Origin of the sequence: Aeromonas sp. FDAARGOS 1419 (assembly GCF_019047045.1) — a bacterium.
In the GTDB taxonomy this organism is placed as follows: Bacteria; Pseudomonadota; Gammaproteobacteria; order Enterobacterales; family Aeromonadaceae; genus Aeromonas; species Aeromonas veronii.
Genome location: NZ_CP077209.1, coordinates 3537277 through 3562500 on the forward strand (window position 1 = coordinate 3537277; position 25224 = coordinate 3562500).

The window sequence follows — 25224 nt, forward strand, 5'->3', positions numbered from 1 at the left end:
TATAAAAGCAGCAGGCGGCTTGCGCCGCCTGTGTTCAGTTCTTCTGTCGGCTCACCTTGAGCACGTTGGGCATCACGCGGATCTTGCGCATGATGTTGGCTAGGTGGATGCGGCTCTTGGTGGTGATGAGCAGGCTGACCTGATAGACCCGGCCATCCTTCTCTTCGGTGCTGATGGCGTGAATGTTGGCGCCGGTGGCGGCAATCACGTTGGCCAGCTCGGCCAGCGCACCCTGATGGTTGACGATTTCAATGCTGATGCCGGTGCGGAACTCCTGTTCCTGCTCCTTGTCCACTTCCCACTGCACCGGCAGATACTTGTCCGGCTCCTTGCTGTAGCCCTTGATGTTGCGGCAGGCTTCCTGATGGATCACCAGACCCTTGCCCGGACTGATATGGGCGATAATGGCATCCCCCGGGATCGGACGGCAGCAGTTGGCGAAGGTGACCAGCATGCCGTCGGCACCCTTGATCGGCATCTTCTTGCTGCTGGTTTTGGGCTGCTCTTCCGGCGGCAGTTCATCCCCCAGCATGCGGCGCGCCACCATGACACTCATGGCGTTGCCGAGGCCCACATCGGCCAGCAGCCCCTGCAGGTTCTCATGCTTGGTATCGGCCAGCACCTGCTTGATGCGCGGCTCGGGGATGTCTTCGATATTTTTGGCACCCAGCGCATGGTTGAGCAGGCGGCGACCCAGCACCACCGACTCTTCGGTGCGCAAGTTCTTGAGGAACTGACGGATCTTGGAGCGTGCCTTGGTGGTCACCACGAAGTTGAGCCAGGCCGCGTTGGGACGGGCGCCCGGTGCCGTGATGATCTCCACCGTTTGACCCGAGTGCAGCGGGCTGCTGAGCGGGTAGGGGTGGCGGTCGACCCGTGAACCGACGCAGGCGTGGCCGATGTCGGTGTGCACCGTGTAGGCGAAGTCCACCGGCGTGGCGCCGGCGGGCAGCTCCATGATGCGTCCTTCCGGGGTAAAGACGTAGATTTCGTCGGGGAAGAGGTCGGTTTTGACCCCTTCGATAAATTCAAAGGAGCTGCCGGCGCTCTGCTGCAATTCCAGCAGGCTCTGCATCCAGCGCTGGGCGCGGATCTGGGCGGTAGTACCCGAACTGTCGCCATCCTGCTTGTAGGCCCAGTGGGCGGCAACCCCTTTGTCGGCCATCTGATCCATGAATTCGGTGCGGATCTGCACCTCTACCGGTACCCCGTGCGGCCCCACCAGCGAGGTGTGCAGCGACTGGTAACCGTTGGTCTTGGGGATGGCGATGTAATCCTTGAAGCGGCCGGGGCGCGGCTTGTAGAGGCTGTGCATCTGCCCCAGCACCCGGTAGCAGGTATCTATGTCCTTCACCTTGACCCGAAAGGCGTAGATATCCATTACCTCATGAAATTGCAGCTCTTTTTTCTCCATCTTGTTGTAGATGGAGAACAGATTCTTCTCGCGGCCACTGACCTGATGCTCGATCCCCGCTTCTTTCAGGCGACCGCTGATTTCGCTCTGGATGGAGTCGATGATCTCGCGGCGATTGCCACGGGCGCGGCGCACCGATTCGCGCAGCACGCGGGATCGCATCGGATAGAGCGCCTCGAAGCCCAGCTCTTCCAGCTCGTTCTTCATGGTGTGAATACCGAGGCGGTTGGCGATGGGTGCAAAGATTTCGAGGGTTTCCCGGGCGATGCGGCGGCGTTTGTCCGGTCGTAGGGAACCCAAGGTACGCATATTGTGGGTGCGGTCGGCCAGCTTGATCAGAATGACCCTGATGTCCTGGGTCATTGCCATCACCATCTTGCGGAAGTTCTCGGCCTGCGCCTCTTTGCGATCGCGAAATTTCAGCTTGTCGAGCTTGGAGACCCCGGCCACCAGTTCTGCAACCGCATTGCCAAACTGTTCGGCCAGATCGGCCTTGGTGACAGAGGTGTCTTCAATGACGTCGTGCAGCACGGCGGCCATCAGGGTTTCATGATCGAGGCGCATGTCACCCAGGATCCGGGCAACGGCAACAGGGTGGGTGATGTAGGGTTCGCCACTGGAACGCATCTGACCCTGGTGGGCATCACGGGCCACCACATAGGCTTGCTTGAGCTTCTCAACCTGCTCTGGCGGCAGGTAGGAACTGGCTATTTCTTTAAGGTTTTCAAATAAATACAAGACAGTCCCCGCAGCGGTGAAACGGCAATTCGTGGAATTGAGGGTATAGCCCTGAGTTTGCGAGGTTTTCGAGCGGTTGTAAATGGGGATGAACAGTCGGCACCCGGGCGGGTGCCAACCGGAGGAATAACTTAACCGCGGCCTTCGGCGATGGCAGCAACGGCAGCCAGCTCGGCGGCTTCCTGCTCTTGCTGTTCGTAGCGGTCCTGGGTGTCCATCACTTGATTGTTCACCAGACCCAGCTCGATCTCACGCAGGGCGATCACAGTCGGCTTGTCGTTCTCTTCGTCGACCAGGGGATCTTTGCCTTGTACCGCGATTTGACGAGCGCGGCGCGCGGCGACCAGCACCAGGTCAAAACGGTTACCTACCTGTTTTACAGCATCTTCTACAGTAACGCGTGCCATGCAGGACTCCAGTGTTTGGGCTTTCTGTATTTAGAAAAGCAGTGTTTAAAAATGACGCAAAAGTTTACTTGTTTTTGGCTTACTCTGCCAGTAGCTGTTGCAGCAAGTTTTTTTGAGCCTGTTGCTGGTGACGCATCTCCAGCCGTTGGCACTCAATAATGGACCTGAGCTGGAACAGCGCCTGCTCGAAGTCTTCATTGATAATGACATAGTCATACTCGTCGTAGTGCACCATTTCGGCAATGGCTTTCGCCATCCGGCCGGCAATCACTTCGGCGCTGTCCTGACCGCGCCCAATCAGGCGGCGCTCCAGCTCTTCGCGGCTGGGGGGCAGGATGAAGATGGATTTGGTCGGCATCTGCTCGCGGATCTGGCGGGCACCTTGCCAGTCGATGTCGAGGAATACGTCGATCCCCTTGGCCAGACAGGCTTCGATGGCGGCGCGGGAGGTGCCGTAGTAGTTGCCGAACACTTCGGCCCACTCCAGAAAATCACCACGCTCGATCAGCGCCTTGAACTCTTCCACCTGAACGAAGTGGTAGTGGACGCCATGCTCTTCGCCCGGGCGGGTGGCGCGAGTGGTGTGGGAAACCGATAGCTGCATCTTGCCAGCTTGATTGTGGTTGGTCAGCAAGGCATTGAGCAGACTGGATTTACCCGCGCCGCTCGGAGAAGAGATGATATAGAGAGTGCCTTGTTGCGCCATATTATTACCTTTAATCGAAACCGCTGTTTTGGTTGTAGCAGAGACCGCCGTCTTGTGCCCGAAAGGGAGACAGCCAAACGCAAAACGCGGAAAATTCTTGAGTCAGGAGGATGTAAAGGCGGCGAATTTTACCAGAATGCGGCGAATAAAAAAACGGCCGGAATCATATTCCAGCCGATCAAAGTATTCGTAGCTTGCTGCGGGAGCGTAACCCACATCAGCCTGCATTGTGCCTTTGGCTGAGGGCAGAGGCTATCAGGTTATCCCTGCCTGATGGCTCGGAATTCCCGAGGAGCCCTGTCACTGCGGCAGCTGGCGATCTGCACAGAGCCGCTCGAACACGGCGATCACCTGCTCGCTGGTGATTTTTCGCATGGCCTCCGGGTCTTTGAGACGGGTGCGCCAGCTCAATTCGGCCAGCGGCTTGCCGGTCTCCTGCTCGACCAGCTCCCGATAGACGCTGACCACGTAGTCGCGGCAGAGATATGGGCCGGTACGCGCCGGATTGTGGTGGGCATAGAGGCCGATCACCGGCGTGCCGACAATGGTGGCCATATGGGTGGGGCCTGTGTCGGGGGCCAGTACCAGAATCGCCTCGCCAATCAGTGCCAATAACTGCTTGAGGTTGGTCTGCCCCACCAGATCGACCGGCTTGCTCTGGCTTAAGCGCTGGATCTCGGCAGCCAGATCCCGCTCCAGCTTGGCCGGCCCGCCACAGAGATAGACCTGAAAGCCCTTGCTGGCGGCGTGATCCGCCAGCGCGGCATAGCCTGCGGCCGTCCAGTTCTTGAAGGCCTTGCTGGCGGCAGCGCAGATCAGCAGGGTCGGTTTACCGCCAATCTTCTCCCTTGCCCACGCCTGATGTTCGGCGCTGATGGGCAGTTGCCAGTCCGGGGTCAGATCCTTGATGCCGAGTTCTTTGGCGAAAGCGAGGAAACCGTCCAGCACATGGGGAGAGGCAGGCGAAGGCACCTTGTGGTTGGTGAACAGCCACTGGCCGTCGTTGGCCCGTTCCCGATCAAACCCGAGTTTGACCTTGGCGCTGATGCCGAGGGTGGCGATGCTGGCTCGCATCGCTGCCTGCAGGTGGAGCAGGGCATCGAATTTGCGCCCCTTGAGGGTATGCCAGAGATCGCGATAGCCGCGCCACCCCTTGCTCTTGTCGAAGGGGATTACTTCGACGCCGGGCAGATCAGCAAACAGGGTTGCCTCGATTTTGCCGGTGATCCAGGTGATGCGGGTTTGTGGCCACTCCCGCTGGATGACGCGCACCAGCGCCAGTGCGTGGCAGCAATCCCCGATGGCGGAGAGCCGCAGGATGCAGATGGAGGAGGGGGGCGTTTGAAATAGCGGCATGTTGTGGCGCACGGCTGGCAAAAAGGGTGGATGGCATTATGCAAACTCCCCTCTGGATTGTAAAATTGCGCACAATCGTCAGCCGGGATAGGCCGGGCCCAGCGCCATGACCTGTCTCTGCACGTTGTTGATTAAAGGCCACTATTGCGGGCATGCCAGAGCGGCAGCCTCATCGCCAATTGAAAAATTGCGATCCATGACCCACCGAGCGGGATCTCCACGATGCGAGTACAGACCGAACACAACCAGATCTGCTGGTATGCCGAAGGGGCCTTTCGCGACCCTTCTCCCCAGTTATTCGATCCTGCCTGGTGGCAGAACAACCGTCAGGTGGTGGGAACCTCCATCGGACGGGGAGTGACCTGGTTCGTCAAGGATGAGTCCCGCCATCTGGTGCTGCGCCACTACTATCGTGGCGGCATGGTGGGCAAGGTGGTGCGGGATCGTTTCTGGTTCGAAGGGGTCGAGTCGAGCCGCGCCATGGCCGAGTACACCCTGCTGGCCAAGCTGTGCGAGTTGGGGCTGCCGGTGCCACGTCCGTTTGGTGCCCGCATGGTCAAACAGGGCCCATTCTATCGTGCCGATATCCTGATCGAGCGAATTCGCGGTGCCAAGGATATGGTGGTGCTGCTCAAGCAGGGGCCGGTGGCGACCGAGGTATGGCACAAGATAGGCCAGACGGTGCGCCAGTTGCACGATGCCGGGGTCTATCACGCCGATCTCAACAGCCATAACCTGTTGCTCGATAAAGAGGGCAAGGTGTGGGTGATCGATTTTGACAAGGGGGCGATCCGCTCCCCCGGCGAATGGCAGAAGGCCAATCTGGAACGCTTGCTCCGTTCATTCAATAAAGAGTCTCAACTGCATACCAGTTTCCACTTCGTACCGGAGAACTGGCAGACCTTGATGAACGGGTATCAGGGAAAAGCGCTCTGACCCTGTTGCTCGGCGTGAACGCCAATGTTACTTATTGAGCAGGTATTCAGATCCTGTTTCGAGGCGCCCCATGGAAATGCTCAAGACACCTTTGGTCGATGTGACTGCCCGGCTTGATCCGGGTCTGCTGTCTGATGCCATGGCGCTGCTGGAGGCGGGGATCTGGAGCTGGTCAGCCCAACATGGACTGCAGCGTGATCCCTCCTGCCTGCGCCTGTTGGGATTGGGAGATTGCTGGCCGGATGATCTCGGCTGGCTGGATCGGGTTCATCCCGACGATGTTGCCCGGCTGGAAGATGCCCTGCTCGCCTGCCAGAGCGGCCGCAGCAGCGGTCTGCGCCTCGAATACCGCATTCTGCATCATCACGGTCATTACATCCGGCTGGAAGAGCGGATGCGTCGCGATGAGCGGGGTTATCTGCTGGGGGTCGTCCGTCACCTCGATCCCGCTGCCGTGCTGGTGGAGGAGCGACATGGCACCGATCCGCTGACCGGACTGGAGAGCCGTGGCCGCTTCGAGCAACTGCTGGAGGAGCGGCTGGCGACCGAGAGTGGCACTTTCAGTCTGCTGCAGTTTTCGGTCGATCACATGGCCAAAATCCAGCAATTGTTTGGCGAAGCGGCTTGCGACGCCATGCTGGCCAAGCTGGCGCGTATCGTACGTCACGAACTGCGGCGGGAAGATCCCTTCGCCCGCTGGGATGAAGACGGTTTTATCCTGATGCTCTCCCAGACCGAGCGGATGAGTGCGCTGGAGATCGCCGAGCGGCTGCGCCTCGAGATTGCCGATGCCAGCCTGCTGTCACAGCGGCCGGTCACCGTCAGCATCGGGCTGGTGCAGAGTCAGGCTGGCGAGCAGCTCGATCATCTGCTGGCCCGGCTGGCCAGCTGTCACAGTCAGGCCAGACGGGAGCACAACACCGTCGTCGGCTGAGTGCGGTCAGGGTTGGCCGCGTTTATCACGCTGGCAGACCCAGAGCGAGGCCAGCATCAGCAGGCCGCCGATGGTCAGTCGGGTCAGGTCGGTATCCTTGCCCCAGAGCAGCAGATTGACCAGCAAGCCGGCCGGAATGAGCGCATTGTTCATGATGGCCAGCACCCCGCTGGTGACCAGCGTCGCCCCCTTGTTCCAGAGGAAGTAGCCGAGGCCGGAGGCACCCACCCCCAGCCAGAGCAGAATGCCCCACTGCAACCCTGACGTCGGATATTGCGGCTTGCCCAGCAGCCACCAGGCGGGCAGGGCGATCACCAGTGCCCCCAGATAGAAGCAGCCGAACACCGCCAGTTGCGGCGGTTGCTCCGCCTCCCTTGCCAGCAGTACCTTGTAGCCCACCTGACCCAGGGCGAAACAGAGGTTGGCCCCCTGCACCACCAGAAATCCCAGCACATAGCTTTCGGTCAGGCCGTCGAAGCGGATGACGGCAGCCCCGAGCACCGCCAGCAGGGCGCCCCACAGATAGGTGGGCTTGAAGCGCCCCTCCAGCAGATCGTGGAGCAGGGTGACGTAGATGGGGGTGAAGATGGTAAAGACCAGCACTTCCGGCACCGTCAGCAGCAGGAAGGAGTGGTAGTAGAAGAGATACATGATGCCGAGCTGGATGGCGCCCAGCGCCATCAGCTTGGCCGCCAGATCGGGGCGCAGCCAGCGGCGGCGCAGGAAGGGCAGAAACACCAGACTGGCGAGGGCGATGCGGGTCAGCACCGAGAAGTAGGCATCCACCTGGCCAGCGAGGTAGACCCCGATCAGGCTGAAGGAGAATGACCAAAGCAGGGTGACCCCTATCAAGTAGTTCATGTGTTTGATTTATCGTCAGTTGTCAATTTTAAGGGGGCTATGATGGCCGAGATGGAAGCGGCAATCCAGCGTTTATGGGCGCGATTGCCACAGGTCGGAGCATTTTCCTTTACCGCCAGTAATGGCGAGGGGTCGGCGACCGACTGGAATGGTCGGGGCGAGGGGCGTGTGCAGGTGACCGATCATCATGGTGGCTGGCTGTTTAACGAGCAGGGTCGCTACACCACGCCTTATGGAAGGGAACTCGCCATGCACAACCGCTTCTGGTGGCAGCGCAGTGAACGGGGGATCCGTCTCTCCCATCTGCGTTATCAAGCGCCGGTCGAACTGTTCGAGCTGCTGCCGCAGGGGGATGGCCGCTGGCTGACCGCCGAGCCCCATCTGTGCGGGGCGGATCACTACAGTGCCGAGTTGACCGAGATCGACGGCGGTTTCTTGCTGAGCTGGCAGATCACTGGGCCGCGCAAGAACGAGCGACTCAGCTATCGCTATCTGATCTGACGCCGGTTGGCAGGCATAAAAAAACCGGCGCAGAGCGCCGGTAGCGGGGGACAAATCGGAGGTTTTTTAAAACAGTCCCAAAAACAGGAGAGATAGACTCTCGTCACACATTCAGAGATGGACTTCAGGCATTCAGGGCATAGCTCAACATGGCTTGTAGCTTGCTATCGAAGAACCAGGGCAGCAGTACCATCAGCAGGCCCAGGATCCCGGCCAGCCGCTGGCGATATTGCCAGCCGGCAATCAGTACCAGACCACCGCACAGTGTGGTCAGGATGCCTGACATAGGGAGACCTCGCGCTGCATGCGACGCTGTTGCGCCCACTGGTTCATGGCGACCGAGCCGAGGATCAGGGCCAGAGCAACACCTGTGGTGGGATGGATCTGCTCGCCGAGGAACAGGGCACCCAGCATCACGCCGAACAGCGGCACCAGATAGTTGCTGAAGGAGGCGAACGTCGGGCCGGCCTTCTGGATCAGCGCCATGTAGAGGAAGTAGACCAGACCGGTGCAGAGGGTACCCAGCACGGTGATCGCGCTCAGGGCCTGGGTGCTCGGCAGGGTCAGGCTGCCGAGATCAACCATGAAGGGGGCGACCAGCAGCAACTGGATTGCCGAGGAGATCAGGATATTGCGGGCGACCACGACCGGATGGTCCTTGGCGAAGCGCTTGATCATCAGCAGACCGATGGCGAAGCAGCTGGCTCCCAGCAGGATGGCCATGGCACCGAGCAGACCGGCGTTCATGCCCTGGGAGAGTTTCGGCCAGAACAGGGTGAGTACACCGGCAAAGCCGATGATCACGGAAAGCAGACCGGTTTTGGTGATTCTTTCACCAGAAATAAACAGCGGTGCAGCCAGAATGGTCACAAACGGGATACAACCCATGACCACGGCGGCGATGGCGCTATCCACATACTGTTGGCCCCAGGCGACCATGATGAAGGGGATGGTGGCATCCAGCAGGGCGATCAGCATATAGGTGCGCCACGGGGTGTGCTCACTCTTGAGCCGCATGAACAGGCAGAGCAGACCCAGGGTCAGGCTGCCGCACAGGGCACGACCGGCAGCCACCAGAATGGGGGGCAACTCGGCGACGGCCTGGTGCATGAAAATGAACTGGGAACCCCACAGCAGGCCAATGGCCAGCAATAACAGATAGCTACGCATTTGAATCTCCGATGTATTAAGCCAGCGCATTCTAGGCAATCTGTTACTATGGTAAAAATGAATTGTTGGCATTTAACTATGGCTAATATCGATGGATAGCTCGCTCGCCCGTCTCGACCTCAACCTGCTCGCTGTATTCGACATGCTGATGCAGGAGCGCAATGTCACTCGTGCCGCCGAACGGCTGCATCTCTCCCAGTCCACCGTCAGTCACGCCTTGGGGCGGCTGCGGGGGGCGCTGGATGACCCGCTGTTCGTGATGAGTCGGCGCGAGATGATGCCGACCGAGCGGGCCAAGGCGCTGGCTGGGCCGGTGCGCCAGGCGCTGGCGATGCTGGAGCAGGGATTGCGGCAGGCCAAGGGGTTTGATCCCGCCACTGCACGGCGGATTTTACGTATCGCCACCCCGGGCTCGGTGGAGCATGGATTGGTGCCGGTGCTGGTGGAGAGGCTCCATCGGCAGGCCCCTCACTGTCGGCTTGAGGTGTGCGAGCTGGCGGACAGCGACTACGAGCGGGAGTTGGAAAAGGGTGAGCTGGATCTGGTGATCGGTTTCGCCGGGGCGAATCATCTCTCACCCCGCTTGTGGCGGGAGGAGTGGTTCAACAACCCGCTGGTCTGCCTGTCGCCGCTCGGCAGCGAATTGCCCGATGTGCTGACTCCGGTCGAGCTGGTGAGCCGCCCCCACATCCACACCTCCAGCTGGGGTCACAGTCAGGCGATGGTGGAGCTCTGGCTGGCCCGTTTCGGGGTGGAGCGGGAGCTGGGCGTGCGGTTGCCGAGCTTTATGGCGGTGCCGCCACTGATGGCGACCGGCCGCTATCTGGTGGTGGTGCCCGAGATGATCGGGCGCCACTTCTGCCGCTACTACCCGCTGCGGATGCACCAGCTCGACCCCGCAATCCCCATCGTCTACCTGATGGCGGGGCACCCGCTCACCGCCCACGACGAGGCGATAGGCTGGTTCAAGAGCCTGTTGCACCAGCTGGTGTTCGACCTCTACGGCGACGATGCGCTCGGGACCCCCGCTCAGCGGATGTTGGCGAAGTAATCCAGCCCCATGGCGCTTTTCACCTCCGCCAATACCTCATCGGTGATGATGCGAGCCTGCTCGGTGCCTTGATAGAGCAGCTCCAGCAGCATCTTCTTGTCGGCGATGGCCGCGGCACGGCGCTCCCGCATCGGGGCGAGCAGGGTCTGCAGGCAGTCGTTGAGCACCTGTTTGCAGCGCATGTCCCCCAGTCCACCGCGTCGGTAGTGCGCCTTCATCTCGGCGACCAGCGCCTTGTCGGGGTGAAAGGCATCGAGATAGGCGAACACCGTATTGCCCTCCACCTGACCCGGATCGCTCACTTTGAGGTGGTTGGGGTCGGTATACATGGCGAACACCGCCTGTTTGACCTCTTCCGCCGACATGCCGAGCTCTATGGTGTTGCCGAGGGATTTGGACATCTTGGCCTTGCCGTCGATGCCGGGCAGGCGGCCGGTGTCACTCAGGATCGGTTGGCATTCGGTCAGCACCTCTTTGCCTACCAGAGAGTTGAAGCGGCGGACGATCTCGTTGGTCTGCTCCAGCATCGGCAGCTGATCTTCCCCGACCGGCACATGGCTGGCGCGAAAGGCGGTGATGTCGGCGGCCTGACTCACCGGATAGACCAGAAAACCGGCCGGCAGCGTGCGCTCGAACCCTTTCTGCTGGATCTCCGCCTTGACGGTGGGGTTGCGCTCCAGCCGCGCGACGCTGACCAGATTGAGGTAGTAGCAGGTGAGTTCGGCGAGGGCGGGCAGGGCGCTCTGCAAACAGAAGGTGGTCTTGGCCGGGTCGAGGCCGACCGCCAGATAATCTGCCATCACCTCCAGCACGTTGTCTGTCACCTTGGCCGGGTTGTGGCCGTTGTCGGTCAGCGCCTGCAGGTCGGCGATCATCACGAATTGACGGTAGTGGTGCTGAGCTTCGACGCGCTGGCGCAGGGAGCCGACATAGTGGCCGATGTGCAGTTTGCCGGTGGGACGATCGCCAGTAAGGATTACGGGGTTGTGCATGTCACTCTCTCCAGTTGGGTGAGCCGGGAGGCGACAAAGGGATAAAAACAGTTGACCGCCTCTCGGCGGTCACGGTGTTTTCTTTGGGAAATCTTGAATGGAAACGCGGTGCCGCCTGTTTAGGAGCAGCACCACCAGTAGTTGTGATTGAATGCGGTCATGTTCATAGCAAATCAAACTACGCCGGTTTCATTACTTCTGCAAGGGGACGACCAGCAGATCGCAGGGCACCGTATTCATCAGCTGACGGGCGCTGGAGGTGAGCAGGCTCCAGAAGCTCTGGCGATGGCCGCACACCAGCAGGTCGATCTCGTACTCCTTGACTGCCTGATTGACCCGCTCGCTCAGATCGCCGCAGATCACCAGCTTCTTCTCGATGGGATAGTCCACCGAGGCCAGAAATGCCTCCAGCTTCTCTTTCGCTTCGGCGATCACCTGATCCTGCACGTTGTCGATGTCGATATCGATCATCTCGGTGTAGAGATCCTTGAGGTCCACATCGACATGGATAACCGACAGCTTGGCGCCGTTGGAGCGGGCTCTGTCCACCGCCTTGTCGATCACCTTGCGGTTATCTTCAGAGAGGTCGATCGCAGCCAGAATATGCTTGTAATAGGTTGTTCCACTCATGGGGGTTCTCCTTACCGATCCTTCAGCCCACTATACCAATCTCTGCTGAAACTAAAATGGTGCCTCAGGCACAGTTTTGGGATTTAAATGAGTTTAATGACGTGTGACACAGGGTCAGCCACTCAGTTATTAACCACTATTCGCCTATAAATTAAACAATAGTTTGACGCCGGTCACACCCCTCGGCTTGCCGATCTGGGGGGAGAGGCATAGGATGGGCCCGTGCTTCGCAATGAACACAAAACAACAAAAAGCATCTGAATACCGCTTTGGGGAGCCACGTGCTCCCTTTTGTTTTTCTGCCTCATTTCTTGCCGCTTTTCTGACTGATAGCGATCCGGCATCAAGTTAATCTCCTTCGATTTGGTTATGCTGTAGCCAGTTTCTTTGGAGGCCTTCCCATGATCATTCATCCCCAGATTCAAGGTTGTGTTGCCCGCAACTGTCACCCTATCGGCTGTCGCGCCGCAGTGCAGCAGCAGATCGAACGGATCAAGGCTGCTGGCCCGTTCAACGGCCCCAAGCGGGTGCTGGTGCTGGGTGCCTCCTCCGGGTTTGGACTGGCGTCGCGCATTGCACTCGCCTTCGGTGCCGGTGCCGACACCATCGGCATCTCCTTCGAGCGTGGCTCTTCCGACAAAGGATTGGGCAGCGCCGGTTGGTACAACAACATCTGGTTTCGCAAGGAGGCGGAGCAGGAGGGGCGTATCGCCATCAACCTGATCGGTGATGCCTTCTCCGACGGCATGCGCCAGCAGGCCATCGACACCATCCGCCAGCAGCTTGGGCAGGTGGATCTGGTGATCTATTCGCTCGCGAGCGGCATCCGGGTGCTGCCCGATGGCACGCAGGTGCGTTCGGTGCTCAAGACCACCGGCCAGCCGTTCAGCGGTTGGGGGTTGGATCTGGAGCGCGATACCCTGGTGCAGCAGTCGCTGGCACCAGCAACGCCGGAGGAGATCCGCGACACCGTCACCGTGATGGGGGGCGAGGATTGGCAGCTCTGGATGCAGGCGTTGCAGCAGACCGATTGTCTTGCCCCCGGTGCGCAAACCGTCGCTTACTCCTATATCGGCCCGGAATCCACCTATCCCCTCTATCGGGATGGCACCATCGGTTATGCCAAGGAGCATCTGCACGCCACCGCCGAGACCATCAACCTGCAGCTGGCCGAGATTGGTGGTCACGCCTGGGTGTCGGTCTGCAAGGCGCTGGTGACCAAGGCGAGCGCCTATATCCCGGTGCTGCCGGTCTATCTGGGCCTGCTGATGGGGGTAATGAAGGAGCGCGGTGTGCACGAAGGCTGCATTGAGCAGATGCAGCGACTGTTCGCCGCCAAGATGTACGGGCCCAATGGGGTGGTGGCCGATGGTAACCGGCTGATCCGGATGGATGACCACGAGCTCGACCCGGCCATTCAGGCCGCCGTTTCGGCGCTCTGGCCCAAGGTGACACCGGACAACTTCCACGGGCTGGGGGATTTTGCCGGGCTGCGACAGGATTTCATGCAGCTCAACGGCTTCGAGTTGCCGGGCGTCGATTACGGTGCGCCGGTGGATGTCGCCTCCCTTGGCGAGCTGACACCTTGAGTCGGCAGGAACGGGATCCCCCTCTCTCTGGCGGGTTGATTCATGGCCGGAGTGTGGCGACAATCGATACCAAATCACTGAGGAGAAACAAGATGTTGGCCAAAGCCATGATCGAGAAGTTGAACGAGCAGATTAACCTGGAGTTCTACTCCTCCAATCTCTATCTGCAGATGAGCGCCTGGTGTGAAGACAAGGGTTTCGAGGGGGCTGCCACCTTCCTGCGCCAGCACGCCGTCGAGGAGCGCCAGCATATGGAGCGCCTGTTCACCTATGTGAGCGAGACCGGTGCCATGCCCAAGCTGGGTGCCATCGATGCCCCTCCCCACGAGTTCAAGTCGCTGGGCGACGTGTTCCGTACCACCCTGGAGCACGAGTACCACATCACCAAGTGCATCAATGGTCTGGCTCACGTAGCCTTCACCACTCAGGACTACTCCACCTTCAACTTCCTGCAGTGGTATGTGGCCGAGCAGCATGAAGAGGAGAAGCTGTTCAAGAGCATCGTCGACCGTCTCGGTCTGGTGGGGGAAGATGGCAAGGGCCTCTACTTCATCGACAAGGAGCTGGCCGAACTGGCCAAGGGCGCCCCGGCCAGCATCATGGACAGCAACGCCTGATAGTCGTGGACACTTAGTGTTCAGCCAGTACAATAACGGCCCTTTTAAGGGCCGTTGTTTATTCTGGTGGGCAGCCACTATGGTTGTGTTCCGCCAGAGGCAATCTTGGTTCTGGCCAGGTGCCGTTTCTATTTGGATAAGTGAGTGATGATGAAGCAGGTCGATGTGGTGGTGATCGGGGCCGGTGCGGCCGGATTGATGTGTGCGGCGCAGGCGGGCTATCGGGGTCGCTCGGTGCTGGCGCTCGACAATGCCAAGAAACCGGGCCGCAAGATCCTCATCAGTGGCGGTGGTCGCTGCAACTTCACCAACCATCAGGCTGGCGCTCACGCCTACCTGTCGGAGAATCCCCACTTCAGCAAGTCGGCACTGGCTCGCTACACCCAGCAGGATTTCATCGATCTGGTGGATCGCCACGGGGTCAACTATCACGAGCGCACCCTGGGGCAGCTGTTCTGTCTCGAGAGCGCCAAGGAGATCGTTGATGCGCTGCTTACCGAGTGCGACTGGGCCGGGGTGACCCTGCAGTTCCAGACCGAGATCCTCACCGTCAGCAAGCAGGACGAGTGCTTCGTGCTGACGACCAGCAAGGGGGAGATCGGCTGTCACTCGCTGGTCATCGCCACCGGCGGCCTCTCCATGCCCAAGCTGGGGGCGACCCCATACGGCTTCAAGCTGGCGGAGCAGTTTGGCCTCAAGGTCATTCCGACCCGCGCCGGTCTGGTGCCCTTTACCCTCCATCAGGCGGAGAAAGAGGCCTTCGCCGATCTGGCGGGCATCAGCCTGCCGGTCGCGGTGACCGCCGAGGATGGCACCCGCTTCAAGGAGGCGATGCTGTTCACCCATCGCGGCCTCTCCGGCCCCGTCATCCTGCAGATCTCCTCCTACTGGCACGCCGGCGAGAAGATCCACATCAACCTGCTGCCTGAGCTGGATATTCCGGCTGCCCTGCGCGAATGGGCGCTGGCGCATCCGGCGCAGGAGCTGAAAACCGTGCTGGGGCGCGAGCTGCCCAAGCGCTTCGTCGACAAGCTGGTGGAGTTGGGTCAGCTGGTTAGCAAGCCGATGCGCCAGTACAACGAACGGGAACTTGAGGCGATCGCCAACCTGCTGGGTGACTGGCAGATCCTGCCCAACGGCACCGAGGGGTATCGCACCGCCGAAGTGACCCTGGGCGGCGTCGATACCAACGAGCTCTCCTCCAAGACCATGGAGGCGCGCAAGGTGCCCGGCCTCTACTTCATCGGCGAGGTAGTGGATGTGACCGGCTGGCTCGGTGGCTACAACTTCCAGTGGGCCTGGTCCTCCGGCTGGGTAGCTGGCCAATATTGTTGATGTCGCTGGGGCTGGTTTATCCGGCCCCGGTTTTTGGTGATGGTTGCGGATTGAACGAGTGACAATAGGGGGTCTGGATGCTTGAAAATCAGATGATGCTGCTGGCGGTGTTCGAACGGGCGGCGCTGATGCTGATGACCCTCTTCTTCCTGACCCGTACCCGGCCGTTCCAGCGGCTGTTCCAGAAACAGGATCACACCCCGGCAGAGCGGGTGCTGGTTGCCACCATCTTCTGTCTGTTTGCGGTGTTCAGTACCTACACCGGCATTCCGGTGGAGGGGGCGCTGGTCAACGTGCGGATCATCGCCATTATCTCCGGCGGCATTCTGTTTGGCCCCTGGGTCGGCATTCCGGCCGGGGTTATCTCCGGTTTGCATCGCTATCTCATCGACATGGATGGCCACACCTCGATCCCGTGCCTCATCGCCAGCATCATCGCCGGCCTGCTCGCCACCTGGCTGCACCTGCGCTGCCGCAAGTCGCGGCTATGGCTCTACGGCATTCTGGCGGGAATGCTCTGTGAAGGGCTCACCATGCTGCTGATCTGGCTGCTGACCGAGCCGCACGAGGTGGGGGTCGAGATCGTCAGCCATATCGCTTACCCGATGATCGCCGGGGCGCTCTGCATTGGTCTCATCATCAAGCTGGTGCAGGATCTGGATGACGAGAAGGAGCTGATTGCCGCCAAGCAGGCCAAGCTGGCGCTGGATATCGCCAACAAGACGCTGCCCTTCTTCCAGAACATCGACCGCCACTCCCTGAGTCAGGTCTGCGCCATCATTCGCAGCGAGATCAGTGCCGACGCGGTAGCCATCACCGACACCCGCGACGTGCTGGCCTATGTCGGGGTGGGCAAGGATTACTACGAGCTGGAGGAGCACCACGCCATCAGCGGCATGACCCAGCAGGCGGTGCTGCTCGACCAGATCATCATCAACAACGATCTGCGCCAGTACCATCTGGCCGACTTCCACTCGGTCATCATTATTCCGCTGCGGGAAAACGGCTCGGTGAGCGGCACCCTCAAGATCTACTACCGCCGCACCCACAGCATCACCAGTTCGCTGCGGGAGATGGCGGTTGGCCTCTCCCAGCTCATCTCCACCCAGATGGAGGTGTCGCGCATCGAGCAGTTGAAAGAGATGACCCGCAAGGCGGAGTTCACCGCCCTGCAGAGCAAGATCAACCCGCACTTCCTGTTCAATGCCCTCAACGCCATCTCGTCGCTGATCCGCATCCGGCCCCAGCAGGCGCGCCAGCTCATCGCCAATCTGGCGGATTACCTGCGCTACAACCTCAACAAGGGTGACACCCTCATCGACATCAAGGAGGAGTTGCAGCAGGTACGCGACTACGTGGCCATCGAGCAGGCCCGCTTTGGCGACAAGCTGGAGGTGGTGTTCGATGTGGATGATGTGCATATCGAGGTGCCGAGCCTGTTGTTGCAGCCGCTGGTGGAAAACGCCATCCTGCACGGCATCCAGCCCCGCAGTGCGCCGGGTCGGGTCACCATCGAGGTGAAGCAGCTGGCGGGCGGCATCCGGGTAGCGGTGCGGGACACCGGCTACGGCATCAGTCAGGAGGTGATCGACGGGGTGGCCGCCGGGCGGGTGGAGAGCCGCAGCATCGGCCTGATGAACGTGCATCAGCGGGTCAAGCTGCTCTATGGCGACGGCCTGCACCTCAAACGGCTGGAACCGGGTACCGAAGTGAGTTTCTATCTGCCGGATCAGGAGTCGATGCCATGCTGAGAGCCATCATGGTTGAGGATAAGTGTGTGCTGCGAGAGGTGTTGTCATGCTGAAAGCGATCATTGTGGAAGACGAGTATCTGGCTCGCGAGGAGCTCATCTATCTGGTGAATCAGCACAGCCAGATCGAGATAGTGGCGAGCTTCGAGGATGGGCTGGAGGCGTTCAAATATCTGCAGGATCACGAGGTGGACGTGGTGTTTCTGGATATCCAGATCCCCTCCATCGACGGTCTGCTGCTGGCCAAGAACCTGCACAAGTCGAGTCACCCGCCCCACATCGTCTTCGTCACCGCCTACAAGGAGTTTGCGGTGGAGGCGTTCGAGCTGGAGGCATTCGATTACATCCTCAAGCCCTACAACGAGCCGCGCCTCATCAGCCTGCTGCAAAAGCTGGAGCAGGCGGGCAAGTCGCAGGCGGGGCAGGGGAGCGAGCCGGGGGCAGCGCAGAATCGCACCGTCAATCTGGTGAAGGGGGAGCGCATCATCGTCACCCCCTGCGAGCAGATCTACTACGCGGAAGCCGACGAGAAGCTCACCTATGTCTATACCCGCGATGACCGCTACGTGATGACCATGACCATCAGCGAGTTTGTCAGCCGGCTGCCTGCCGAGGGCTTCTTCCGTTGTCACCGCTCCTACTGCGTCAACATCAACAAAATCCGCGAAATCGTCCCCTGGTTTAACAGCACCTATCTCATCCGGCTCCATGATCTGCCGTTCGAGGTGCCGGTCAGTCGCAGCAACATCAAGGCGTTCCGTCAGCTGATGCGGCTCTGATTGTCATTCATTCCCGCCGATCTGCATTTCATGCCTTAATCGATCGGCGCGAGCTGCGTCTTGCCTATAGTGGCCTCAATTTCCTTAAGGCCATCGACCGAGACGCATCATGACCAAAGAGATGAATCGCACCCGGTACCTGACACTGATCGGTACCATCATCACCCAGTTTGCACTGGGTTCTGTCTATACCTGGAGCCTGTTCAACGCCCAGCTCTCCGACAAGCTGGACGAGCCGGTGAGTCAGGTCGCTTTCGCCTTCGGCCTGCTCAGCCTGTCGCTGGCGGTCGCCTCCTCCATGGCGGGCAAGCTGCAGGAGCGGTTCGGTGTGCGCAACGTGACCCTGGGCGCCGGCGTGCTGCTCGGCATCGGTTTCTTCCTCACCGCTCATGCCAGCAATCTGGCGATGCTCTACCTCTGCGCGGGTATTCTGGTCGGTTTTGCCGACGGCACCGGCTACCTGATGACCCTCTCCAACTGCGTGAAGTGGTTCCCGGAGCGCAAGGGGCTGATCTCCGCCTGTTCCATCGGTGCCTATGGCCTCGGCAGTCTCGGTTTCAAATACATCAACCTGCTGCTGCTCTCCAGCTCCGGCCTTGAGACCACCTTCCAGCTGTGGGGGCTGATCGCCATGTCCATGGTGCTGGTGGGCGGCATGCTGATGAAGGATGCGCCCAAGCAGGCCGCCTCTGTGCAGCAGAGCGAGAGCCGTGACTTCACTCTGGCCGAGGCGATGCGCAAGCCGCAGTACTGGATGCTGGCGCTGATGTTCCTCACCGCCTGCATGAGCGGCCTCTACGTCATCGGCGTGGCCAAGGATATCGGCGAGAAGATGGTGGGTCTGCCGGCCGTGGTCGCCGCCAACGCCGTTGCCATCATCGCCATGGCCAACCTGGGTGGCCGTCTGGTACTGGGCATTCTCTCTGACAAGATGTCCCGCATCCGGGTCATCACCATCGCTCAGCTGATTACCCTGGCGGGCATGGCGCTGCTGCTGTTCGTACCGCTCAATGCCAATCTGTTCTTCGTGGCGGTTGCCTGTGTGGCCTTCAGCTTCGGCGGCACCATCACCGTCTACCCCTCGCTGGTGAGCGACTTCTTCGGTCTCAACAACCTGACCAAGAACTACGGCGTTATCTATCTGGGCTTTGGTCTGGGCAGCATCATCGGCTCCATCGTGGCCTCCCTGTTTGGCGGCTTTATGGCGACCTTCCACCTGATCCTGGTGTTGCTGGTGGTGGCGCTGGTGCTCTCCCTCACTATCCGTCTGCCGGCTCCCGTGGCGCTGACCACCGAACGGGCCTGACAAGGATCCCTGCCACAGCAAGCAAAAGCAGAGACCCGGGCCATGCCCGGGTCTTTGCATTTCCGATGCTCGATCAGCGTGGCGCCAGCCCCAGCAGCTGGCGGGCCTTGCGGCAGCTCTCCTCCACCATTGGCCAGTCGTCACCGGTCACCGTGATATGGCCCATCTTGCGGCCGGAGCGGGGTTCGCCCTTGCCGTAGAGGTGCAGATGCAGGCCGGGCAGTGCCAGCAGAGCTGCCCAGTCGGGGGTGCCGTTTTGCCAGAGAGCCCCCAGAAGGTTGATTAACAGGGCGGGGTGCACGGCGATCTGCTCCGGCAGCGGCAGATCGCACAGGGCCCGCACCTGCAGTTCGAACTGGCTGCATGCAGCGTTGTCGAGACTGGGGTGACCCGAATTGTGGGGGCGGGGCGCCAGCTCGTTGACCAGCAGTCGGCCTTCCACCAGAAAGAACTCCACCGTCAGCACACCGATGTAGTCGAGGGCGGTGATCAGCCGCTCGGCTATTGCTTTGGCTTCGCGCTCCTGCGCCGGCACCTTGGCCGGGGAGCGAGTCTGATCGAGAATGCCGCCGCTGTGCCAGTTCTGCACCAGTGGCAGGGCGCTGATGGCGCCGCTCGGGCTGCGGGCCAGGGTCAGGGCAAACTCCCCCTCCAGCGCCAGCCGTTTTTCCAGCACACAGGGCACGCCACTGGCTGCCAGCGCCGTCGCCAGCTCATCTAGATTGTTCACTTGCCACTGCCCCTTGCCGTCGTACCCCTCGCGGGCCGTCTTGAGAATGGCGGGGAGGAGTTCGCTGGCCTGTGCGGGGATGGGCGTTTCCGGCAGTAGCGCCAGATAGGGGGCGACCGGGATGTCAGCTCCACGCAGAAAGGCTTTCTCCTCGCGGCGATCCTGACAGATACGCATCGCGCTGGCGGCCGGGCGTACCGGCTTGTGTTTTTCGAGCAGGGCGAGGGTGGCGGCGGGCACGTTCTCGAACTCGCAGCTGATGGCCTCGCAGCGGCTGGCCAGTTCGTGCAGAGCGGTCTGGTCGTCATAGGGGGCGACAATATGGTGATCGGCGGCGGCACCGGCGATGCTGGCTGGATCGGGATCCAGCACCACCACCTTGTAGCCGAGCCGATGGGCGGCCATCACGAAGTAGCGGCCGAGCTGGCCGCCCCCCAGCATGCCGAGGGTGGCGGGTGGCAGGATCATGTCGGCTCCTCCAGTTGCAGTGCCAGCACCCGATCTCGCTCGCGGGTGCGGAAGTCGTCGAGCTGCTGCCGGTAGCGGGGGGCGTCGCCGTCTTGTGCAACGGAGAGCAGAGAGACCGCAAACAGGGCTGCGTTGGCAGCCCCCGCCTCGCCGATGGCGAAGGTGGCGACCGGTACCCCTTTGGGCATCTGCACGATGGAGAGCAGGGAGTCCATTCCCTTGAGATGGCGGGAGGGGATGGGCACCCCCAGCACCGGCAATGTGGTCTTGGCGGCGACCATACCCGGCAGGTGAGCGGCGCCACCGGCTCCGGCGATGATGGCGCGCAGGCCGCGCTCGCGGGCAGTGGCGGCATACTCGAACAGCAGATCCGGGGTGCGATGGGCCGAGACCACCTGCGCCTCGTAGGGTACGCCGTGCTCCTTGAGGATGCGGGCTGCAGCCTGCAGCACGGGCCAGTCGGAGTCGGAGCCCATTACCAGGCTGATCAGGGGAGGGGTGTTCATTTTCTCTGAATCCTTGTTGTTAAACGTTTGCTTTTGGTAAACAAAAAGAGCCGGCAAGCCGGCTCAGAATTTCTCGGGTCGCACGATTTCGACCGGTTGCAGAAAGGCGATCATGGCGTAATCGGGGTAGTAACGACTCTGCAGGTGGGCCAGCAGCCGCTCCGCCTGCTCCCGGTTGCAGATCGCCTCCAGCCTGATGTTGCCGCTCTCGCTCCAGCTGGCGTTGCGCTCGCCATGATCCCCCCGGCCACGGGCATCCGTGATGGTGTAGCCGCGCAGCCCCTCTCGGGTGAGGGTGCGCAGCAGGGTGGGCTCCAGATTGGCTTCCGTGATGATGGTCAGCAGGGTGCGGGTCTCGGTCTGCATGTGGCTACTCCGTGAAGTGGCGGGCCCAGCTGTGGTAGAGCGGGATCCCCAGCATGATGTTGAACGGGAAGGTGACCCCCAGCACGGCGCTGAGAGAGAGCCCCGGGTTGGCCTGGGGCACGGCGATGCGCATGGTGGCCGGCACGGCAATATAGGAGGCGCTGGCCGCCAGGGTGGCCAGCAGGGTCAGGCCGCCGAGGGAGAGCCCCATCAGCTGGCCAGCAGCCAATCCCAGTCCCGCTGAGGCGAGCGGCATCAACAGGGCGAAGCCGAGCAGGAACAGGCCGTGGCGGCGCAGATCCTGACACTGGCGGGCGACGATGAGGCCCATCTCCAGCAGGAACAGCGCCAGCGCCCCCTTGAACAGGTCGACAAACAGCGGTTTGAGCGGGGCAATTCCGTCCGGCCCGGCCAGATAGCCGATGGCCATGCCGCCGAGCAGCAGGGTTACCCCTTTGCCGAGGAAGGTCTCGTGGGCCAGCATGCGCCAGCGGGTCTCGCGACTGATGCCGCGGGCCAGCACTATGCCCACCAGAATGGCCGGGATCTCCATCACCGCGAGGAAGATGGAGAGCTGGGATTCAAAGCTGATGCCCCGTTCGGTGAGCCAGTTCACCCCGACCGCAAAGGTGGCGACGCTGACCGAGCCGTAGTGGGCGGCGGTGGCGGCGGCATCCACCCGGTTCATCTGGAGGCGCAGCACGGCAAAGCCGAGCAGGGTCTGCACCACGCCCAGCAGGATCACCAGCGCCAGTTGCGGCAGCAGAGGCTGCAGGGATTGCTGGGCCAGACCGACGCCGCCCTTGAGGCCGATGGCCAGCAGCAAAAAGAGGGAGAGAGTGTCGTAGAGGGCAGGCGGCAGCTTGAGCTCGGAGCGTACCAGACCGGCCAGCAGACCAAACAGAAAGAAGAGAACAACGACGTCCAGCATGATGGCTCGCAGGGCAGTTCAGATAATGGTTGCATGCTAGAGCTCGCAATGTTTCGATAAAATCAGATTCTCGCTGATGGTTGTTCGGAAAAAACTGATAGGGAACGGCATGCTCAACTACAAACAGCTCTACTACTTCTGGCATGTGGCACGCAGCGGCAGCGTGACGCAGGCCGCCGAACAGCTGCATCTCACGCCGCAGACCATCAGCGGTCAGGTTGCAGAGCTGGAGCAGTCCCTCGGGGTGGCGCTGTTCAACCGGGTGGGGCGGCGTCTGGTGCTGACCGCCGCCGGACGGCAGGCGCAGGAGCAGGCGGGGGCGATTTTCTCGCTCGGCGCTGAGCTGGAGCACACCCTGCGCCACGCCAGTCAGGAGCTGACCATGCAGGTGGGGATCGCCGATTCGGTACCTCGCACCCTGGCGTTCGAGCTGCTGGCTCCCGCCATGGCGCTGGCGACGCCGCTACGGCTGGTGTGCCACGAGGAGCGGGCCGAGCAGCTGTTCAGCGAACTGGCCCGTCACAAGCTGGATATGGTGCTGATCGATCGCCCGCTCCCTCCCGACAGCGGCGTGCGTGGCTATAACCACGAGCTGGGGCGCAGCCCGCTGGCGCTGTTTGCCAGCCCGGAGCTGGCGGCGCGGGCGCGGGACGGCTTTCCCGCCTCGCTGGAGGGGCTGCCGTTGCTGATCCCCGGGGAGAAGTCGGCTACCCACGATCGGCTGCTGGCGTGGTATCGCCAGCAGGGCATTCATCCCCATCTGGTGGGGCAGTTTGATGACTCCACCCTGATGAAGTCGTTCGGCAAGGCGGGGATGGGGATCTTCCCGGCGCCGCTGGCGATGGCCGACGAGATTGGTCGCCTCTACGGAGTGGAGCGGATTGCGACCCTCACCGACGTTACCCTCTCTTATTATCTGGTCTCGGCAGGGCGCCATCTCTCCCATCCCGGGGTACAGGCGGTGATGGAGGGAGCCCAACAGCGGCTGGCGGTGCTGGCTGGCAATAAATAGAAATCTGGATGGCTATACATCCAGCTTTGCTCTGCCTATAATCCTCCCGCTTTGGCGCATCATGCTTAATAGGGAATCCGGTGAGAATCCGGAGCTGGCGCGCAGCGGTAAGGGGGAACGAAGCGACATCAGGGCACTGCCATCAGGCGGGAAGCCGTCGCCGTAGGCTATCAGCCCCCGAGCCCGAAGACCTGCCAGAGTTCGTATTTCGGGCCGAGAGAAACCGGCCACGAAGTAGATACTTACGCGAACTTAAGGATCTCTCATGTCGAAGAAATTTCTGGCGGCTGCCCTGTTGCCGACGGCGGCGTTTGCCCAGCAGCTGACCATTCCCGTCAATCCCACCATGGTGGTGACCGCTACCCGCGTCGCCCAACCTGCCTCCAGCGTGCTTGCCCCGGTCAATGTGGTGACCCGGGACGAGATCGATCGCCTGCAAGCCCAGACCGTGACCGATGTGGTCAAGACCCTGCCCGGTGTGGAAGTGGTCAGCAATGGTGGCCGAGGCCAGCTCAGCTCGCTGCGGGTGCGTGGTGGCACCTCTTCCCAGACGCTGGTGCTGGTGGATGGGGTGCGTAGTGCCTCCCTGACCGCCGGGATGACCGAACTGAACAATCTGCCACTCAATCAGGTCGAGCGGATCGAGTATATCCGCGGCCCGCGCGCCACCATTTATGGTTCTGATGCCATCGGCGGGGTGATCAACATCATTACCCGTCCCGACAAGGGGACAAATCAGCACAAGTTCAATATCGGTGCTGGTTCCCATCAACAGCGTCAGGCCGCTTTCAGTAGTGCCAGCCAGGTCGGTGAGGCGGGTCAGCTCAAGGTGGCTGGCGGTTTTGATGATGAAGAGGGTTACAACGTACACCCCTTGCCCGGCATCAACGATGGTGATCGTCACGGGCATCAGGGCTACAACGCCATGCTGGACTACCAGCAGGCGCTCGGCAGCAATTGGGATCTGTTCGGTACAACCCGCTGGTTCCGCAATGTCGCCCAGTACGACCGCTCTTCTGCGGCTTCCGCCTGGGGGCCTGCCACTCATCAGCGCAACGAAACCTGGACTGAAAACCAGAGCTATCAGCTGGGGTCGAGCTATCACGACGACCGCTATCTGAGCGAGCTGCGTGGCGCTTTCTCCAAACAGGATGCTTACGACTATCAGGACAACAGTGGCCGCGATCAGGCTGATAACCGGACCTATACCCGCCAGTACAGCCTGAACTGGGTCAACAGCTTGAAATTGAACGAGAGCTGGACCTTGGGAGGCGGGGCCGATTGGCAGAGTGATCGACTGGATGATCGCTCCCGCTCCTCCGGCGCCACATATCCATCCGACGCCAAAGAGCGCGACAACACCGGCCTCTATGCCCTTGCCCAGTTTGACAACCAGACCTGGCAGGCCGAGCTGAGCGGCCGTAGCGACGACAACGAGCAGTTTGGTCGCCACAACACCTGGCAAACCGGCGCAGGCTGGCGTTTTGTCGAGGATTACCGCCTGAGTGCCCGTTACGGTACCGGTTTCCGCGCCCCGACCTTTAACGATCTCTACTATCCGGGCTCTGGCAATCCCGACCTGAAGCCGGAAGAGTCGAAGAGCAGCGAGCTGATGCTGGATGGTCAAACCGCTGGCGTGGAGTGGCGGGCCACCGGTTATCGCAACGACTTCGAACAGATGATCCAGTGGGCACCCAACAGTCAGGGTATGTGGACACCACAGAACGTTGGCAAGGCGCGCATTGAAGGGATCGAGCTGGAAGGGGAGTTCGACACTGGCTGGTTGAGCCATCGGGTCTCTGCCGAGTACAAGGACCCCAAAGACAAGGTGACCGATAAACAGTTGCAGCTGATATCTCGCAAGGGTGCCAAATGGGTAACTCAGGCGCAGTGGCAGCAGCTTGATGGTTCCTTGAGCTGGATCTATCAGGGGGAGCGCTATGGCGATGTGGCTAACACCACCAAACTCGGTGGCTACAGCGTGTGGAATCTGGCTGTCGGCTACAAGGTCACCCCGGCGCTCAAAGTCTCTGGCAAGATCAACAACCTGCTGGACAAGGACTATCAGACGGCGGTGGGTTACCCTGCCGATGAGCGCGCTTACTACGTGACAATGGATTACTCACTCTAAGCCGGACC

25 protein-coding genes and 1 riboswitch are annotated in these 25224 nt (G+C 61.0%); of the genes, 12 read left to right on the top strand and 13 right to left on the bottom strand.

Translation table 11 applies throughout. The features are described 5' to 3' along the window. Positions 1-34: 34 nt before the first annotated feature. The 4 genes from spoT to I6L49_RS16070 form a co-directional block, all read right to left on the bottom strand. A complete protein-coding gene (spoT, locus tag I6L49_RS16055; protein ID WP_005339255.1) occupies positions 35-2152 on the bottom strand; it encodes a bifunctional GTP diphosphokinase/guanosine-3',5'-bis pyrophosphate 3'-pyrophosphohydrolase in 2118 nt (705 codons plus the stop codon). 131 nt (positions 2153-2283) lie between these two features. Further along, positions 2284-2559, bottom strand: a complete 276-nt coding sequence (rpoZ, locus tag I6L49_RS16060; protein ID WP_005307060.1) for a DNA-directed RNA polymerase subunit omega — start codon at positions 2557-2559, stop codon at positions 2284-2286. Between the two features lie 79 nt (positions 2560-2638). After that, positions 2639-3265 carry a guanylate kinase gene (gene gmk, locus I6L49_RS16065; protein ID WP_005339253.1) on the bottom strand — a complete coding sequence of 209 codons (627 nt, stop codon included), beginning with the start codon at positions 3263-3265 and terminating at the stop codon, positions 2639-2641. 300 nt (positions 3266-3565) lie between these two features. Beyond that, complete coding sequence (locus I6L49_RS16070) at positions 3566-4621, bottom strand: glycosyltransferase family 9 protein (protein WP_216949919.1); 1056 nt, start codon at positions 4619-4621, stop codon at positions 3566-3568. A 222-nt stretch (positions 4622-4843) separates the two neighbouring features. On the opposite strand from I6L49_RS16070, the gene I6L49_RS16075 reads away from it, so the two are divergent. Together I6L49_RS16075 and I6L49_RS16080 are read left to right on the top strand one after the other, a co-directional pair. Further along, entirely contained in the window at positions 4844-5557 is a 714-nt protein-coding gene (locus tag I6L49_RS16075) for a 3-deoxy-D-manno-octulosonic acid kinase (RefSeq protein WP_216949920.1), read from the top strand. A gap of 70 nt (positions 5558-5627) precedes the next feature. Next, a complete protein-coding gene (locus I6L49_RS16080) occupies positions 5628-6491 on the top strand; it encodes a sensor domain-containing diguanylate cyclase (protein WP_201959084.1) in 864 nt (287 codons plus the stop codon). 6 nt (positions 6492-6497) lie between these two features. On the opposite strand, the gene I6L49_RS16085 is transcribed toward I6L49_RS16080, so the two are convergent. Continuing rightward, positions 6498-7352, bottom strand: coding sequence for a carboxylate/amino acid/amine transporter (locus I6L49_RS16085; RefSeq protein ID WP_129503003.1), 855 nt, complete (start codon positions 7350-7352; stop codon positions 6498-6500). 39 nt (positions 7353-7391) lie between these two features. Here I6L49_RS16085 and I6L49_RS16090 point away from each other — a divergent pair, with 39 nt between their 5' ends. Next, the gene (locus tag I6L49_RS16090; protein WP_216949921.1) at positions 7392-7853 is read left to right on the top strand and encodes a DUF6314 family protein; all 462 of its coding nucleotides are present in this window, start codon (positions 7392-7394) and stop codon (positions 7851-7853) included. A gap of 124 nt (positions 7854-7977) precedes the next feature. Here the strand turns inward: I6L49_RS16090 and I6L49_RS16095 are convergent, their stop codons facing one another. Both I6L49_RS16095 and I6L49_RS16100 read right to left on the bottom strand, forming a co-directional pair. After that, the gene (locus tag I6L49_RS16095) at positions 7978-8139 is read right to left on the bottom strand and encodes a hypothetical protein (RefSeq protein WP_005339236.1); all 162 of its coding nucleotides are present in this window, start codon (positions 8137-8139) and stop codon (positions 7978-7980) included. Further along, positions 8124-9023, bottom strand: a complete 900-nt coding sequence (locus I6L49_RS16100) for a DMT family transporter (RefSeq protein WP_005357113.1) — start codon at positions 9021-9023, stop codon at positions 8124-8126. Before I6L49_RS16100 ends, I6L49_RS16095 begins: the two co-directional genes overlap by 16 nt. 91 nt (positions 9024-9114) lie before the next feature. Here I6L49_RS16100 and I6L49_RS16105 point away from each other — a divergent pair, with 91 nt between their 5' ends. Then, a complete protein-coding gene (locus I6L49_RS16105) occupies positions 9115-10074 on the top strand; it encodes a LysR family transcriptional regulator (RefSeq protein ID WP_216949922.1) in 960 nt (319 codons plus the stop codon). Here I6L49_RS16105 and trpS read toward each other — a convergent pair. After that, complete coding sequence (gene trpS, locus I6L49_RS16110) at positions 10053-11066, bottom strand: tryptophan--tRNA ligase (RefSeq protein WP_103252027.1); 1014 nt, start codon at positions 11064-11066, stop codon at positions 10053-10055. The two genes, I6L49_RS16105 and trpS, sit on opposite strands and share 22 nt — an antisense overlap. 192 nt (positions 11067-11258) lie before the next feature. After that, positions 11259-11696 carry a universal stress protein gene (locus I6L49_RS16115; RefSeq protein ID WP_005339229.1) on the bottom strand — a complete coding sequence of 146 codons (438 nt, stop codon included), beginning with the start codon at positions 11694-11696 and terminating at the stop codon, positions 11259-11261. Between the two features lie 401 nt (positions 11697-12097). Here I6L49_RS16115 and fabV point away from each other — a divergent pair, with 401 nt between their 5' ends. The 6 genes from fabV to I6L49_RS16145 all read left to right on the top strand — a co-directional run bounded on the left by fabV (position 12098) and on the right by I6L49_RS16145 (position 19072). Next, positions 12098-13285 carry an enoyl-ACP reductase FabV gene (gene fabV / locus I6L49_RS16120; RefSeq protein ID WP_216949923.1) on the top strand — a complete coding sequence of 396 codons (1188 nt, stop codon included), beginning with the start codon at positions 12098-12100 and terminating at the stop codon, positions 13283-13285. Between the two features lie 92 nt (positions 13286-13377). Then, positions 13378-13902: a non-heme ferritin gene (ftnA, locus tag I6L49_RS16125; protein WP_041210835.1), complete on the top strand. Its 525-nt coding sequence runs from the start codon at positions 13378-13380 to the stop codon at positions 13900-13902. A 150-nt stretch (positions 13903-14052) separates the two neighbouring features. Further along, positions 14053-15237, top strand: coding sequence for an NAD(P)/FAD-dependent oxidoreductase (locus tag I6L49_RS16130; RefSeq protein ID WP_216951671.1), 1185 nt, complete (start codon positions 14053-14055; stop codon positions 15235-15237). A 77-nt stretch (positions 15238-15314) separates the two neighbouring features. Then, a complete protein-coding gene (locus I6L49_RS16135) occupies positions 15315-16988 on the top strand; it encodes a sensor histidine kinase (RefSeq protein WP_071914590.1) in 1674 nt (557 codons plus the stop codon). 46 nt (positions 16989-17034) lie between these two features. Beyond that, on the top strand, positions 17035-17766 hold the full coding sequence (locus I6L49_RS16140; protein WP_033115292.1) for a LytTR family DNA-binding domain-containing protein: 732 nt from the start codon (positions 17035-17037) through the stop codon (positions 17764-17766). 109 nt (positions 17767-17875) lie between these two features. Next, positions 17876-19072 carry an MFS transporter gene (locus tag I6L49_RS16145; protein WP_019446255.1) on the top strand — a complete coding sequence of 399 codons (1197 nt, stop codon included), beginning with the start codon at positions 17876-17878 and terminating at the stop codon, positions 19070-19072. Between the two features lie 73 nt (positions 19073-19145). Here I6L49_RS16145 and I6L49_RS16150 read toward each other — a convergent pair whose 3' ends face one another. The 4 genes from I6L49_RS16150 to I6L49_RS16165 all read right to left on the bottom strand — a co-directional run bounded on the left by I6L49_RS16150 (position 19146) and on the right by I6L49_RS16165 (position 22073). Continuing rightward, positions 19146-20270: a 5-(carboxyamino)imidazole ribonucleotide synthase gene (locus tag I6L49_RS16150; protein ID WP_216949924.1), complete on the bottom strand. Its 1125-nt coding sequence runs from the start codon at positions 20268-20270 to the stop codon at positions 19146-19148. Further along, complete coding sequence (purE, locus tag I6L49_RS16155; protein WP_201948121.1) at positions 20267-20776, bottom strand: 5-(carboxyamino)imidazole ribonucleotide mutase; 510 nt, start codon at positions 20774-20776, stop codon at positions 20267-20269. Before purE ends, I6L49_RS16150 begins: the two co-directional genes overlap by 4 nt. A 63-nt stretch (positions 20777-20839) precedes the next feature. Continuing rightward, positions 20840-21142: a transcriptional regulator gene (locus I6L49_RS16160; RefSeq protein WP_069555083.1), complete on the bottom strand. Its 303-nt coding sequence runs from the start codon at positions 21140-21142 to the stop codon at positions 20840-20842. Positions 21143-21146: 4 nt separating this feature from the next. Further along, positions 21147-22073, bottom strand: coding sequence for a sodium-dependent bicarbonate transport family permease (locus I6L49_RS16165; protein WP_184237215.1), 927 nt, complete (start codon positions 22071-22073; stop codon positions 21147-21149). A gap of 109 nt (positions 22074-22182) precedes the next feature. Here I6L49_RS16165 and I6L49_RS16170 point away from each other — a divergent pair, with 109 nt between their 5' ends. Then, complete coding sequence (locus tag I6L49_RS16170; RefSeq protein WP_108613328.1) at positions 22183-23085, top strand: LysR family transcriptional regulator; 903 nt, start codon at positions 22183-22185, stop codon at positions 23083-23085. 35 nt (positions 23086-23120) lie between these two features. After that, positions 23121-23299, top strand: a riboswitch (cobalamin riboswitch). A 51-nt stretch (positions 23300-23350) separates the two neighbouring features. Continuing rightward, complete coding sequence (locus I6L49_RS16175) at positions 23351-25216, top strand: TonB-dependent receptor (RefSeq protein WP_216949925.1); 1866 nt, start codon at positions 23351-23353, stop codon at positions 25214-25216. Positions 25217-25224 lie beyond the last annotated feature (8 nt).

What these genes read in the sequence shown, in the direction of transcription:
- rpoZ (WP_005307060.1), bottom strand. Translation starts at nt 2,559, where the DNA reads ATGGCACGCGTTACTGTAGAAGATGCTGTAAAACAGGTAGGTAACCGT.
- gmk (WP_005339253.1), bottom strand. Translation starts at nt 3,265, where the DNA reads ATGGCGCAACAAGGCACTCTCTATATCATCTCTTCTCCGAGCGGCGCG.
- I6L49_RS16070 (WP_216949919.1), bottom strand. Translation starts at nt 4,621, where the DNA reads ATGCCGCTATTTCAAACGCCCCCCTCCTCCATCTGCATCCTGCGGCTC.
- I6L49_RS16075 (WP_216949920.1), top strand. Translation starts at nt 4,844, where the DNA reads ATGCGAGTACAGACCGAACACAACCAGATCTGCTGGTATGCCGAAGGG.
- I6L49_RS16080 (WP_201959084.1), top strand. Translation starts at nt 5,628, where the DNA reads ATGGAAATGCTCAAGACACCTTTGGTCGATGTGACTGCCCGGCTTGAT.
- I6L49_RS16085 (WP_129503003.1), bottom strand. Translation starts at nt 7,352, where the DNA reads ATGAACTACTTGATAGGGGTCACCCTGCTTTGGTCATTCTCCTTCAGC.
- I6L49_RS16090 (WP_216949921.1), top strand. Translation starts at nt 7,392, where the DNA reads ATGATGGCCGAGATGGAAGCGGCAATCCAGCGTTTATGGGCGCGATTG.
- I6L49_RS16095 (WP_005339236.1), bottom strand. Translation starts at nt 8,139, where the DNA reads ATGTCAGGCATCCTGACCACACTGTGCGGTGGTCTGGTACTGATTGCC.
- I6L49_RS16100 (WP_005357113.1), bottom strand. Translation starts at nt 9,023, where the DNA reads ATGCGTAGCTATCTGTTATTGCTGGCCATTGGCCTGCTGTGGGGTTCC.
- I6L49_RS16105 (WP_216949922.1), top strand. Translation starts at nt 9,115, where the DNA reads ATGGATAGCTCGCTCGCCCGTCTCGACCTCAACCTGCTCGCTGTATTC.
- trpS (WP_103252027.1), bottom strand. Translation starts at nt 11,066, where the DNA reads ATGCACAACCCCGTAATCCTTACTGGCGATCGTCCCACCGGCAAACTG.
- I6L49_RS16115 (WP_005339229.1), bottom strand. Translation starts at nt 11,696, where the DNA reads ATGAGTGGAACAACCTATTACAAGCATATTCTGGCTGCGATCGACCTC.
- fabV (WP_216949923.1), top strand. Translation starts at nt 12,098, where the DNA reads ATGATCATTCATCCCCAGATTCAAGGTTGTGTTGCCCGCAACTGTCAC.
- ftnA (WP_041210835.1), top strand. Translation starts at nt 13,378, where the DNA reads ATGTTGGCCAAAGCCATGATCGAGAAGTTGAACGAGCAGATTAACCTG.
- I6L49_RS16130 (WP_216951671.1), top strand. Translation starts at nt 14,053, where the DNA reads ATGAAGCAGGTCGATGTGGTGGTGATCGGGGCCGGTGCGGCCGGATTG.
- I6L49_RS16135 (WP_071914590.1), top strand. Translation starts at nt 15,315, where the DNA reads ATGCTTGAAAATCAGATGATGCTGCTGGCGGTGTTCGAACGGGCGGCG.
- I6L49_RS16140 (WP_033115292.1), top strand. Translation starts at nt 17,035, where the DNA reads ATGCTGAAAGCGATCATTGTGGAAGACGAGTATCTGGCTCGCGAGGAG.
- I6L49_RS16145 (WP_019446255.1), top strand. Translation starts at nt 17,876, where the DNA reads ATGACCAAAGAGATGAATCGCACCCGGTACCTGACACTGATCGGTACC.
- I6L49_RS16150 (WP_216949924.1), bottom strand. Translation starts at nt 20,270, where the DNA reads ATGATCCTGCCACCCGCCACCCTCGGCATGCTGGGGGGCGGCCAGCTC.
- purE (WP_201948121.1), bottom strand. Translation starts at nt 20,776, where the DNA reads ATGAACACCCCTCCCCTGATCAGCCTGGTAATGGGCTCCGACTCCGAC.
- I6L49_RS16160 (WP_069555083.1), bottom strand. Translation starts at nt 21,142, where the DNA reads ATGCAGACCGAGACCCGCACCCTGCTGACCATCATCACGGAAGCCAAT.
- I6L49_RS16165 (WP_184237215.1), bottom strand. Translation starts at nt 22,073, where the DNA reads ATGCTGGACGTCGTTGTTCTCTTCTTTCTGTTTGGTCTGCTGGCCGGT.
- I6L49_RS16170 (WP_108613328.1), top strand. Translation starts at nt 22,183, where the DNA reads ATGCTCAACTACAAACAGCTCTACTACTTCTGGCATGTGGCACGCAGC.
- I6L49_RS16175 (WP_216949925.1), top strand. Translation starts at nt 23,351, where the DNA reads ATGTCGAAGAAATTTCTGGCGGCTGCCCTGTTGCCGACGGCGGCGTTT.